General features: G+C 61.8%; 13 protein-coding genes. All 13 read left to right on the top strand.

Going from position 1 to position 12,537, the window contains the following annotated elements; genetic code table 11:
- The 13 genes from cobC to RIN56_03330 all read left to right on the top strand — a co-directional run bounded on the left by cobC (window position 1) and on the right by RIN56_03330 (window position 12,498).
- Complete coding sequence (gene cobC, locus RIN56_03390; protein MDR7865833.1) at window positions 1-597, top strand: alpha-ribazole phosphatase; 597 nt, start codon at window positions 1-3, stop codon at window positions 595-597.
- A gap of 34 nt (window positions 598-631) precedes the next feature.
- Complete coding sequence (locus RIN56_03385; protein ID MDR7865832.1) at window positions 632-1,069, top strand: C-GCAxxG-C-C family protein; 438 nt, start codon at window positions 632-634, stop codon at window positions 1,067-1,069.
- 136 nt (window positions 1,070-1,205) lie between these two features.
- Window positions 1,206-1,979: an RNA polymerase sporulation sigma factor SigG gene (gene sigG, locus RIN56_03380; GenBank protein MDR7865831.1), complete on the top strand. Its 774-nt coding sequence runs from the start codon at window positions 1,206-1,208 to the stop codon at window positions 1,977-1,979.
- A 210-nt stretch (window positions 1,980-2,189) separates the two neighbouring features.
- Window positions 2,190-2,780, top strand: a complete 591-nt coding sequence (gene spoIIR / locus RIN56_03375; protein MDR7865830.1) for a stage II sporulation protein R — start codon at window positions 2,190-2,192, stop codon at window positions 2,778-2,780.
- Window positions 2,781-2,864: 84 nt separating this feature from the next.
- Window positions 2,865-3,011: a hypothetical protein gene (locus RIN56_03370; GenBank protein MDR7865829.1), complete on the top strand. Its 147-nt coding sequence runs from the start codon at window positions 2,865-2,867 to the stop codon at window positions 3,009-3,011.
- Window positions 3,012-3,333: 322 nt separating this feature from the next.
- Window positions 3,334-5,307: a sigma 54-interacting transcriptional regulator gene (locus RIN56_03365; GenBank protein MDR7865828.1), complete on the top strand. Its 1,974-nt coding sequence runs from the start codon at window positions 3,334-3,336 to the stop codon at window positions 5,305-5,307.
- 168 nt (window positions 5,308-5,475) lie between these two features.
- A complete protein-coding gene (locus RIN56_03360; protein ID MDR7865827.1) occupies window positions 5,476-6,450 on the top strand; it encodes a thiamine pyrophosphate-dependent dehydrogenase E1 component subunit alpha in 975 nt (324 codons plus the stop codon).
- A gap of 1 nt (window position 6,451) precedes the next feature.
- Window positions 6,452-7,426: an alpha-ketoacid dehydrogenase subunit beta gene (locus RIN56_03355; GenBank protein MDR7865826.1), complete on the top strand. Its 975-nt coding sequence runs from the start codon at window positions 6,452-6,454 to the stop codon at window positions 7,424-7,426.
- 26 nt (window positions 7,427-7,452) lie between these two features.
- Window positions 7,453-8,472, top strand: coding sequence for a DctP family TRAP transporter solute-binding subunit (locus RIN56_03350; GenBank protein ID MDR7865825.1), 1,020 nt, complete (start codon window positions 7,453-7,455; stop codon window positions 8,470-8,472).
- 65 nt (window positions 8,473-8,537) lie between these two features.
- Window positions 8,538-9,005 (top strand): TRAP transporter small permease, encoded by a 468-nt coding sequence (locus RIN56_03345; GenBank protein ID MDR7865824.1) that lies wholly within the window; start codon window positions 8,538-8,540, stop codon window positions 9,003-9,005.
- A 3-nt stretch (window positions 9,006-9,008) separates the two neighbouring features.
- Window positions 9,009-10,301 (top strand): TRAP transporter large permease, encoded by a 1,293-nt coding sequence (locus RIN56_03340; protein MDR7865823.1) that lies wholly within the window; start codon window positions 9,009-9,011, stop codon window positions 10,299-10,301.
- 227 nt (window positions 10,302-10,528) lie between these two features.
- The gene (locus tag RIN56_03335; protein ID MDR7865822.1) at window positions 10,529-11,524 is read left to right on the top strand and encodes a thiamine pyrophosphate-dependent dehydrogenase E1 component subunit alpha; all 996 of its coding nucleotides are present in this window, start codon (window positions 10,529-10,531) and stop codon (window positions 11,522-11,524) included.
- Window positions 11,521-12,498, top strand: coding sequence for an alpha-ketoacid dehydrogenase subunit beta (locus tag RIN56_03330; protein MDR7865821.1), 978 nt, complete (start codon window positions 11,521-11,523; stop codon window positions 12,496-12,498). The genes RIN56_03335 and RIN56_03330 overlap by 4 nt, the downstream gene beginning before the upstream one ends.
- Window positions 12,499-12,537: the final 39 nt, after the last annotated feature.

The raw sequence follows: 12,537 nt of genomic DNA, 5'->3' as shown, positions 1-12,537 counted from the left end.
ATGGACAGGAAAATATACTTGCTAAGGCACGGGAAAATCCGCCTCGAAGACGACCAGCGGCGTTATATCGGCCAGCTCGACCTGCCGCTCAGCGACGAAGGCGAGCAGCAGGCCGCGTGGCTGCAGCAAGCGCTCGACCCCGCCGCCCTCGGCGCGGTATACTGCAGCGACCTCGTCCGCTCGCGCCGGACGGCGGAAATCGTCGCCGGCCCTAAAGGGGTTCCAGTAACGGCGCTGACAGCCTTGCGGGAAATAGCGCTCGGCGAATGGGAAGGACTTTCTTTCGCCGACATCGCCCGCCGCTTTCCCGACGAATTCAAAGCCCGGGGCGCCGACATCGGCTACTACCGCGTCCCCGGCGGCGAAAGCTTCGCCGACTGCAGCCTGCGGGTGATCGCCGCTTTTCGCGACATACTTGGATCCGCGCATGGCGACCTTGCGATCGTCGGCCACGCCGGCGTCAACCGGGTGCTGCTCGGCCACATCCTCGGCATGCCGGTCGCCAACATTTTCCGCATCGCCCAGGACTATGGCTGCATCAACATCATCCAGTGCGGTGCCGCCGGTCATCAGCTCAAGCTCGTCAACTACCGGTGAACGCCGGACACCGACAGGAGAAAGGGGAATTACCGTGGCCGACGAAATGGCCCGCATAGCAAAACTGCGTGCGGAGGGCTTTCACTGCAGCCAGATCCTCATCATCCTCGGCCTGGAGCGCCAGGGCAAAAGCAACCCCGACCTGGTGCGGGCCATGAACGGCCTCGCCAACGGCCTGGGCGACTGCGGCAAAATCTGCGGCGCGCTCACCGGGGCTGTCTGCCTGCTCGGTCTCTACGCCGGCCGGGGCGAACCGCAGGAACGGGAAAATCACCTGCTCAACGTCATGGGGCAAAATCTGGTGGACTGGTTCGAGGAAAAATACATCCCAAGCTACGGCGGCGCCGACTGCCGGACAATCCTCAACGACGACCCCTGGAACAAAATGCTGCGCTGCCCGGCGATGGTCATCGAGACCTATGCGCGAGCGATGGAACTCCTCGAAGACAACGGATTTATCGCCGAACCATAAGCGGAAGCTTACGCCAAGCCGCCACTCCTTGCCCCCCGAAAAGGGGCTTTTTCTTTTGCCCGAATAAAACAGCCCCGCCGTGGCAATAATGCTGATAGTGAATTAACAGGGTTGGAAGCTTGTGGGAGGGACAGACGTGCTAGTAAACAAAGTCGAAATCTGCGGTGTCAACACAGCCAAGCTCCCCGTCCTGCCGGCCAGCCGGATGCGCGAACTCTTCGAAATCATGCAATCCGGCGGCATTGATGCCCGCGAGCAGCTCATCTACGGCAACCTCAGGCTCGTCCTCAGCGTCATCCAGCGGTTCAACAACCGCGGCGAATTCGTCGACGACCTCTTCCAGGTCGGCTGCATCGGCCTCATGAAAGCCATCGACAACTTCGACCTCGCCCAGAACGTCAAATTCTCCACCTACGCCGTCCCCATGATCATCGGCGAAATCCGCCGCTACCTGCGCGACAACAACCCCATCCGCGTCAGCCGCTCCATGCGCGACGTCGCCTACAAAGCCCTCCAGGTCCGCGACTCGCTTGTCAACAGATACTCCCGCGAGCCCTCCATCAACGAAATCGCCGACGAACTCAAAATCCCCCGCGAAGAAATCGTCTTCGCCCTCGACGCCATCCAGGAACCCATCTCCCTCTTCGAACCCATCTACCACGACGGCGGCGACCCCATCTTCGTCATGGACCAGATCGGCGACGACCGCAACCACGACTTCAACTGGCTCGAAGGCGTCGCCATCAAAGAAGCCCTCCGCAAACTCAGCGACCGCGAAAAACACATCCTCACCCTCCGCTTCTTCGAAGGCAAAACCCAGATGGAAGTAGCCGAAGAGATCGGCATATCGCAGGCCCAAGTATCAAGATTAGAGAAAGCCGCCCTCGGGCATATGCGCAAGTACGTCTAGGGGGAGGGCGTTGATAGGGGAAGCCGCCTGGGAAGTCCATCTGCGGCGTTGCTCCTCGGCTGCCATCCTCAGCGTACTTACGTGTACGCTTCCGGTGTCATCCTCCGGTGCGCCTTGCATCTGGAGCTTCCGAGGCGTCTTCCGGCAACTCATGGAAGACCATAGAAGAACCATTAGATAAAAGAATCAACATTGGAGAGGAATCAAAAAATGAATAAGACCCTGATCCGTATTATCCTGCCCATACTGCTCTTCGTCTTCGTCACCGGCGGCTGGAGCCTGCTCCTCGCCGGCGAGAGCAGGGGAGAGGAGGCATCCCCCCAAGACCTCATTCGCCTCCACATCATCGCCAACAGCGACAGTGCCGCCGACCAGCAGCTCAAATACCGCGTCCGCGACGCCGTCACCGCCCACCTCGCCCCCCGGCTGGCCGGCGCCGCCTCCGTAGACGACGCCCGGCGCATCGTCGCCGCCCAGCGCGAAGACATCCTCCGCATCGCCCGCCACACAATCGCCGTCGGCGGCGCAGCCTACCCCGTCGCCATCGAAACAGGCTGGTTCGACTTCCCCCTCCGCACCTACGGCGCCCTCGTCCTGCCGCCCGGCCGCTACGAAACCGTGCGCATCCTCCTCGGCGCCGCCGAAGGCAAAAACTGGTGGTGCGTCCTCTTTCCGCCCCTGTGCTTCATCGACGGCGCCACCGTCACCGCCGTCCCGGCCGTCGCCGGCACAGACGGCAGCGCCAGGCCGGGGCAAATACAAATCAAATGGAAAATCGCCGAAATCCTCGGTCGCCCATAAGCTCTCCCAAAAAATCCCTAAACAAATTCGCCCTTCCCGCCGATATAATCAGTGAGAGATAAAACCGGCAGGGGAGGGTGCACCATGCTCATCGCCACCACCAAGGTGCAGCAGACCAACAACCAAAGCCGTGACAAACGTCGCGCCACCAGCAAAGACAAACCAAAAAAACAGGAACCGTTCAACAAAGTATTGGCCACAGAGATGACCCAATCAACCCCCAAACGCTAAACAGGCCGTTGATAAGCCACCATCTGCGTTGTTAGCCCTCCGGGAGCGCGCTTGCCGTACGTCCTGTGTACTGTCTGCGCGCGCTTCCTCGGGCTGCCTTGCATCTGGGCACTTCTGAACGACCTCTAACCTGCGCCACCCATCAGGCCGCACGGCACCCCCGCCGCGCGGCCTTCGTCCGTTTTCCGTCCCGCCTGGTAAATAAAAATTGTCAAACCGTTCAAAAAATTCTCGCAAGTGCAGGAAACGAACGTTTTTTGTCCAATGAAAAATACAAACATCCTTTTATGTATCAATACAGGACGATTTGGAGGGAGCAAACATGATCCAGGACGAGCAAACCCGCGCCGCCTGGGAACGCTACATCGCCCACCGGGAAATCGAACCCGGCAGCATAAGGACCGACATCGTCCGCTCCTGGCTCAGATGCGAACAGCAGGGCGTCGATCACCGCAGCGGCGGCAGCAGCGTCATCGTCAACGGCAAAGAACTAGAGGCCCTCCTCGCGCGCAACGCCGCCCTCATCGACGCGGCCAGGCCCTTCATGCGCAGCCTCTACGAGCTCATGGAAAACTCCGGCTTCGCCGTCATCCTCGTCGACCGCGACGGCTTCGTCGTCGAAGTAATCGGCGACGCCGTAGTCCTCGAATCCCATCGCGGCATCCAGTACGTCAACGGCGTCAAATGGACCGAAGACCTCGTCGGCACCACCGCCATCAGCCTCGTCCTCCTCGGCAGCGGCCCCATCCAGGTCGCCGGCTACGAGCACTACTGCCAGAAGCACCAGGACTGGGCCTGCTCCGCCGCCCCCCTCACCGACTCCGCCGGCGACCTCCTCGGCGTCCTCAGCGTCACCGGCCGCAAAGAACAAGTCCACTGCCACACCCTCGGCATGGTCGTATCGGCCGCCGCCGCCATCAACAACTACCTCGCCGTCCAGAAAGCCCAGAAAGAACTGGAGCAGACCGCCAGCATCCACTCCACCATCGTCAACAAAGTATCCGACGGCCTGCTCATGATCGACGCCAAAGGCATCGTCACCTTCGTCAACCCCACCGGCGCCAAAATCCTCAACATCAACCCCGCCGAAGCCCTCGGCAAACACATCTCCACCCTCGTCGACTTCCGGCCCGTAGTCCTCCGCGTCCTCGAAACCGGCCAGGGCTACACCGACAAAGAATTCGTCATCGAAACAAAGCGCGGCATCCTCCACTTCATCAAAACCGCCATCCCCCTCAAAAACAGCAAAGGCGAACTCGAAGGCGTCATCGACATCTTCCGCGAGATCAAGAGGATCCGCCAGCTCGTCACCAAAATGGTCGGCGCCACCGCCCAATTCAGCTTCGAAGACATCGTCGGCAACAGCCAGGCCATGAAAGAATGCGTCCGCCTCGCCAAAATCGCCGCCAACAGCGCCGCCACCGTCCTCATCCAGGGCGAAAGCGGCACAGGCAAAGAACTCATCGCCCAGGCCATCCACAACGCCAGCCTCCGTTCCGAAGGCCCCTTCATCGCCATCAACTGCGGCGCCATCCCCCGCAACCTCGTCGAAAGCGAACTCTTCGGCTACGAAGACGGCGCGTTCACCGGCGCCAAACAAGGCGGCCGGCCGGGCAAATTCGAGCTCGCCCACGGCGGCACCATCTTCCTCGACGAAATCGGCGAAATGCCGCTCGACATCCAGGTCAAACTCCTCCGCGTCCTGCAGGAAAAACGCATCACCAGGGTTGGCGGCCAGCGCTACCTCGACATCGACGTCCGCGTCATCGCCGCCACCAACCGCGACGTCGCCGTCGAAGTCCGCGAAGGCAACTTCCGCCACGACCTCTACTACCGCCTAAACGTCCTGCCCATCTACGTCCCGCCTCTTCGGGAGCGCCTCGAAGACATCCCGCCCCTCCTCGACTACCTCCTCAAAAAAATGTGTCGCCAGCTCGACGTCGACGACAAATGCTTCAGCAACGACGCCCTCGCCCGCATCATGACCTACGAATGGCCCGGCAACGTCCGCGAACTCGAAAACGTCGTCGAACGCGCCGTCAACATCTGCGAATACGACGAAATCGGCGCCGAATACCTGCCGCGCACCATGGGCGAAAAAACCGAAGTCGCTGCCTGGAGCCAACTATCACTGCGCGACGCCGAGAAAAAAATCATCAAAGAAACGCTCCACAACACCCGCGGCAACATCTCCCACGCCGCCAAACTCCTCGGCATCGGCCGCAACACCCTCTACAGCAAACTGCGCGACTACGCCATAACCGTGCCGAAAGAAAACGAAATGTTCACTAATTGACCACTGACTGCTCCATAACCGAACACTCCGCACACCATCTCCCACGGGCGGACTGCCCCGTTTCAAGCCAAACACCTGTACATCCCTGTCCGTTTCCCTGTTGGCATGGAAAATGCATTATTAATTTTCCACAAAGACGTTATGGGAAAAACGAGAGGGGTGATCTCCATGAACCATGATGCAGAATTTCTACGCCACCTCTACCGGCGGATGATAAGCATCAGACTATTCGAAGAAAAAATCGGCGAACTCTTCCTCGGCGGCGAACTGCCGGGCTTCGTCCATCTCTATGTGGGCGAAGAGGCCATCGCCGTCGGCGTCTGCGCCAACCTCACCGACCAGGACTACATCACCAGCACCCACCGGGGCCACGGCCACTGCATCGCCAAAGGCGCGCAGATCAGGCCGATGATGGCCGAAATCTTCGGCAAAAAGACCGGCTACTGCAAAGGCAAGGGCGGCTCCATGCACATCGCCGACTTCTCCGTCGGCATGCTCGGCGCCAACGGCGTCGTCGGCGGCGGCTACAACCTTGCCGTCGGTGCGGCCCTCGCCGCGAAAATGCGCAAATCCGGCCAAGTCGCTGTCTGCTTCTTCGGCGACGGCGCCTCCAACCGCGGCACATTCCACGAAGGCATCAACATGGCCGCCGCCTGGAAACTGCCCGTCATCTTCGTCAACGAAAACAACCAGTGGGCCTCCACCACCCCCTACCGGACCACCAACAACATCGAAGACATCGCCGACCGCGCCAAAGGCTACGGCATCCCCGGCGTCATCGTCGACGGCAACGACATCTTCGCCGTCCTCGAAACCGCCAAAGCCGCCATCGACCGCGCCCGCGCCGGCGACGGCCCCACCCTCATCGAAGCCAAAACCTACCGCATCAAAGGCCACTTCGTCGGCGACCCCGAAATGTACCGCACCAAAGCCGAAGTACAGAAACACCTCGACGAAAACGACCCCCTCAAAAACTTTGCCCACAAGGTCATTGGCGCCAAACTCCTCAAGCAGGCCGACCTCGACGCCATCCGCGGCGAAGCGGCCCGCGAAGTCGAGCAGGCGGTCGGGGAAGCCCGCCAGGCGCCCTACCCCGACGAAGCCGAACTATTCGCAGACCTTTATGTGGAAGGGGTGAAGTAACATGAGGGAAATATCCTTCTCCGAAGCCACCCTCGAAGCCATGGCCGAAGAAATGGAACGCGACGCGCGCGTCTTCGTCATGGGCGAGGACATCGCCCGTCAGGGCGGCATATTCGGCCAATTCAAAGGCCTGCCCCAGCGATTCGGCACTGACCGGGTCCTTGACACCCCCATCTCCGAAACCGCCATCGTCGGCGCCGGCGTCGGCGCGGCCCTAGCAGGCATGCGGCCCGTCGTCGACATGCACTTCGCCGACTTCATCACCGTCTGCATGGACGAAGTCGTCAACCAGATGGCCAAAATCCGCTACATGTTCGGCGGCCAGTGCATCGTCCCCGTCGTCCTCCGCGCCCCCGACGGCATCATCCGCTCGGCGGCCGCCCAGCACTCCCAAAGCCTCGAATCCTGGTTCCTCCACGTCCCCGGCCTCAAAGTCGTCGTCCCCTCGAACCCCGCCGACGCCAAAGGCCTTCTCAAAGCCGCCATCCGCAGCGACGACCCCGTCCTCTACTTCGAACACAAAGCCCTCTTCCCCACCAAAGGGCCGGTGCCCGACGGCGACCACCTCGTCCCCATCGGCAAAGCCAACATCGTCCGGCCGGGGCGCGACGTCACCATCGTCTCCTACTCCATGATGCTGCACCGCGTCCTCGAAGCCGCCGACAAACTGGCAGGGCAGGGGATAGAAGCCGAAGTCATCGACCTGAGGACCATCTCGCCCATCGACTTTGACGCCATATACGCCTCCATCGCCAAAACCCACCGGCTCATGGTCGTCCACGAAGCCGTCAAAACCGGCGGCGTCGGCGCGGAAATCGCCGCCCGGGTCGCCGAAGAAAACCTCGACCTCCTCGACGCCCCCATCGTGCGCATCGGCGCCCCCTACGTGCCGATACCCTTCAGCCCCAACCTCGAAAAACTCGTCAAAATAACCGCCGACGACGTTACCCTTGCAGCTATAAAGCTGTGTAAGTAATAGAAAAATTGGAGGGGTACAAAAACATGAAAAAAGCGTGGATCATCCTTCTCTGTCTCGTCCTCGCGGTCTCCCTGGTCGTTGCCGGCTGCGGCGGCGGCGAAAAGAAAGCTCCCGAACAGAAACAGATCAAGATGAAAATGAGCGTCACCACCGCGGAAAGCTCCCCCTGGACCAAAGGCGCCCAAAAATTCGCCGACATCGTCAAAGAAAAAACCAAAGGCCGCGTCACCGTCCAAGTCTTCCCCAACGAGCAGCTCTCCAGCGGCAACCAGCCCAAAGGCATCGAGCAGCTCCAGAACGGCGTCACCGACCTGTCCTTCCACTCCACCATCATCTACTCCGTCCTCGACCCCAAATTCAGCGTCATCTCCATGCCCTGGATAGTCCCCAGCAACGAAGCCGCTGACAAAGCCATGAAAGGCCCCGGCGGCGACAAAATCAAAGAAGTCCTCCGCTCCAAAGGCATCGAGCCGCTCGGTTTCGGCGAAAACGGCTTCCGCCAGGTAACCAACAGCAAAAAAGCCATCACCAGCCCCGCCGACATGGCCGGCCTCAAGATCCGCATCCCGTCCATGAAAATGTACATCGACCTTTACAAAGAACTCGGCGCCGACCCGACCGTCATGAACTTCGCCGAAGTCTTCACCGCCCTCCAGCAGGGCACCATCGACGGACAGGAAAACCCCATCCCCGTCATCTACACCAGCAAACTCGGCGAAGTCCAGAAATACATGACCATCTGGAACTACTCCTACGATCCGCTCGTTCTCGGCATCAACAAGAAACTCTTCGACTCCCTCGACAAAGAAACCCAGAAAATCCTCCAGGACGCCGCCAAAGAAGCCTGCGCATTCCAGATCAAGCTCAACCGCGAAGAAGAAGCCAAGCAGCTTGCCGAACTCAAAGCCAAAGGCATGCAGGTCACCGTCCTCACCGCCGACCAAGTCAAAGCCTTCCAGGCCAAGATGGGCCCCGTCTACGCCAAATACGAGCCCACCATCGGCAAAGACCTGATGGACGCCTTCCGGAACGCCGGGAAATAGCAGCATTAGCGAGGTGGCTTGGCCCATAGCCGGGCCACCTCGACTATTAAAAAGCGGAGGCTGTCATGTCCAAACTGTTTGACGCCATCGAAGAATGGTTCCTGGCCATCTCCCTGGGGGCCATGCTTTTACTCAACTTCGGCAACGTCCTCTCCCGGTATTTTTTCAACCTTTCCATGTCCTTCACCGAAGAAATAACCACAAACCTCTTCGTCTGGAGCTGCTTCCTCGGCGCGTCCGCCGCCGCCAAACGCGGCGCCCACCTCGGCCTCAGCCTCTTCACCGACATGCTGTCCGCCAAATGGCAGCGCCTCGTCGCCCTCATCGTATCGATAATGTCGCTCGCACTGTTCGCCGTCATCGTCTGGACCAGCATCGGCATGGTCCAGTCGCAGATGGCCAGCAGCCAGACCACCCCGGCCCTCGGCATCCCCGAGTGGACCATGGGCATCGCCGTTCCCGTCGGCGCCGCCTTCTGCTTCATCCGTTTCGCCCAGGCCGGCTGGCAATCTTGGCAGAAGGGGGTTAACTGACACATGGACATCGAACCCGGCATTCTCCTGTTCCTCATCTTCGGCCTCCTGCTGTGCTTCAACACCCCCATTGCCGTAGCCCTCGGTCTCGGCAGCGTCATCACCATCTTCCTCAGCGGCAGCTCGCTCGACATCATGGCCTTCACCATGTATTCGGCCACCGCCAAATTCACCCTGTTGGCCATCCCCTTCTTCATCCTCGCCGGCGTCGTCATGGAGCAGGCCGGCGTCTCCAGCCGCCTCATCCGCTTCGCCAACGTCTGCGTAGGCCACATCACCGGCGGCCTGGCCATCGTCCTCGTCATCACCTCCTGCTTCTTCGCCGCCATCTCCGGCTCCGGCCCGGCGACCGTCGCAGCGCTGGGGTCCATCCTCATCCCCGCCATGGCTGAGGCCGGCTACAACAAACCCATGTCCTCCGCCCTCATGGCCAACGCCGGCGCCATCGGCATCATCATCCCCCCCAGCATCGCCTTCGTCGTCTACGGCGTCGTCGCCGAAGTCTCCATCGGCAAACTCTTCATGGCCGGCGTCGTCCCTGGCCTCGTCATCGGCCTCGCCCTCGCCGCCGTCAGTTACTTCCTCGCCAGGAAGCACGGCTGGGGCGGCGGCGGCAAGAAACCCACCCTCGGCGAAATCTGGGACGCCTTCAAAGACGCCGCCTGGGGCCTCATGACCCCGGTAATCATCCTCGGCGGCATCTACGGCGGCATCTTCACCCCCACCGAAGCGGCCGGCGTCGCCGCCGTCTACGGCATGTTCGTCGGCTTCTTCGTCTACAAGGAACTCACCCTGGCCAAACTCAAAAAACTCCTCATCGACGCCTCCGTCGGCTCGGCGGTCGTCATGCTCATCGTCGCCGCCGCCACCGTCTTCGCCTGGCTTGTTACCACCGAAGGCGTCGCCCAGGACATCTCCAAGGCCATGGTCGAATTCTCCAGCAACAAATACGTCATCCTTCTCATCATGAACGCCATCCTCCTCGTCGCCGGCTGCTTCATCGACGCCATCTCCGCCTACTACATCCTCCTGCCCATCTTCATCCCCATCCTCAACGCGGTGGGCGTCGACCTTGTCCTCTTCGGCGTCATCATGACCGTCAACCTCGCCATCGGCCAGATCACACCGCCGGTCGGCGTCAACCTCTACGTCGCCTGCAACATCGCCAACATCAGCCTCAAACAAATATCGGCGGCGATCACCCCCTTCCTCATCGCATCCCTCATCGCCCTCGCGGCCATCACCTACATCCCGGCCATCTCCATGTGGCTGCCCACCGCCCTCGGCATGAAATAAAGCCGCGTTTCGGGGGTGCACCGGCTGGAGCGTAACCTGCCGGCACCCCCCGCGTCACGGGCGGCTCCTTGCCCGAAATTGAAAAATAGCCGCCGGCCCTGCCGGCGGCTGACATACCAACGCATACCCCCCCCCTCCCGCGGACCGCGGCGGAACCTTCGGCCATCCCGGCCGCCGGTTCCGCCCCCGGTTCGTGAATCAAGCCTAGCGAGGATGGTGCAAAGCGCATGAAAACCAAAAGGCCCAGCCGCGAAACCCTGCTGCGCTTCTACCGGGAAATGCAGCGCATCCGCCAGTTCGACCTCAAAGCCGCCGAACTCTTCACCCAGGGCCGCATGGCCGGCAACATCCACACCTGCGTCGGCCAGGAAGCCACCGCCGTCGGCGCCTGCCAGGCCTTAGAGCCGACCGACTTCATCACCGCCACCCACCGCGGCCACGGCCACTGCCTCGCCAAAGGCGGCCAGGCCGCCGTCATGATGGCCGAACTGTTCGGCAAAGCCACCGGCTACTGCAAAGGCAAAGGCGGCTCCATGCACATCGCCGACCTCGGCCTCGGCATCCTCGGCGCCAACGGCATCGTCGGCGCCGGCATCCCCATCGCCGCCGGCTCGGCCCTCGCCAGCAAAATCAAAGGCAGCCGCGAAGTCACCCTCGCCTTCTTCGGCGACGGCGCCTCCAACGAAGGCGTCTTCCACGAAGCCCTCAACATGGCCTCCGCCTGGCGCCTGCCCGTCATCTTCCTCTGCGAAAACAACAAATACGGCGTATCCGTATGCATCGACCGCGTCACCAACATCGCCGACATCGCCGATCGCGCCACAGCCTACGACATCCCCGGCATCGTCGTCGACGGCAACGACGTCCTCGCCGTCTTCGAAGCCGTGAGCGCCGCCGCCGCGCGGGCCAGGGCAGGGGAGGGGCCAACCCTCATCGAAGCCAAAACCTACCGCCACCGCGGCCACTACGAAGGCGACCCCCAGATATACAAACCCGCCGACGAAGCCGCCGGCTGGAAAGAACGCGACCCCATCGCCCTCCTCAGAGCCGCCGTTCTTGCTCTCGACCCCGGCGCGGCCGCCGAACTCGAAGAAATCGAAACAAGCGTCCGCCGCGAAATCGAAGACGCCGTCGCCTTCGCGACAGAATCGCCCTACCCCGAGCCCGGCGAAGTCGTCCGCGACGTCTACGCCGCCGACAACGAGAGGAGCGTGGTCAGATGAAGACCATCACCTACGGTCAGGCCATCAGCGAAGCGCTCCGCGAAGAACTGCTCCGCGACCAAAACGTCTTCATCCTCGGCGAAGACATGGCCGTCATGGGCAGCGTCTTCGGCCTCACCAAAGGCTTCCTCGAAGAATTCGGCGCCAACCGCGTCATCGACACCCCCATATCCGAAGCCGGCTTCACCGCCATGGCCGTCGGCGCCGCCCTGCGCGGCCTCAGGCCCGTCGTCGAAATAATGTACGTCGACTTCACCCCCGTCTGCTTCGACGCCATCGCCAACCAGGCCGCCAAAATGCGCTACATGACCGGCGGCCAGGCCAGCGTCCCCCTCGTCCTCCGCTGCCCGGGCGGCGCGGGGCGGCGCAACGCCGGCCAGCACTCCCAGAGCTTAGAGGCCCTCTTCACCCACATCCCCGGCCTCAAAGTCATCGCCCCCAGCACCCCGGCCGACATGAAAGGCCTCCTCAAAACCGCCATCCGCGACGACGACCCCGTCGTCTGCATCGAACACAAACTCCTCTACGCCACCAAAGGCGAAGTCCCCGACGGCGACCACCTCGTGCCCCTCGGCAAAGCCGACATAAAAAGACCCGGCCGCGACATCACCATCGTCGCCTGGTCCCGCCAGGTCCACTCCGCCCTCGAAGCCGCGCAGACCCTCGCCGGCGAAGGCATCGACGCCGAAGTCCTCGACCTCAGGAGCCTCGTCCCCCTCGACTGGGAAACCCTTGCCGCCTCCATCCGCAAAACCCACCGCGCCGTCATCGTCCACGAAGCCGTAAAACGCGGCGGCTACGGCGGCGAACTCGCCGCCCAGATCGGCGAAGACCTCTTCGACAGCCTCGACGCCCCTGTCAAAAGAGTCGCCGGCCTCAACGTCGTCGCCCCCTTCAGCCCGGCGCTCGAAGACTTCATCTACCCCAACCCCGGCGATATCGCCGCCGCCGTCAGGCAAACCCTCGGCCGCTAACCCGGCGTAAAATACCAACAATTTCCGAGGAGGAGTAAA

It is taken from the genome of Sporomusaceae bacterium (genome assembly GCA_031460455.1).
Taxonomy (GTDB): domain Bacteria; phylum Bacillota; class Negativicutes; order Sporomusales; family UBA7701; genus Anaeroselena.
This window is presented reverse-complemented; position numbering and strand designations above follow the sequence as displayed.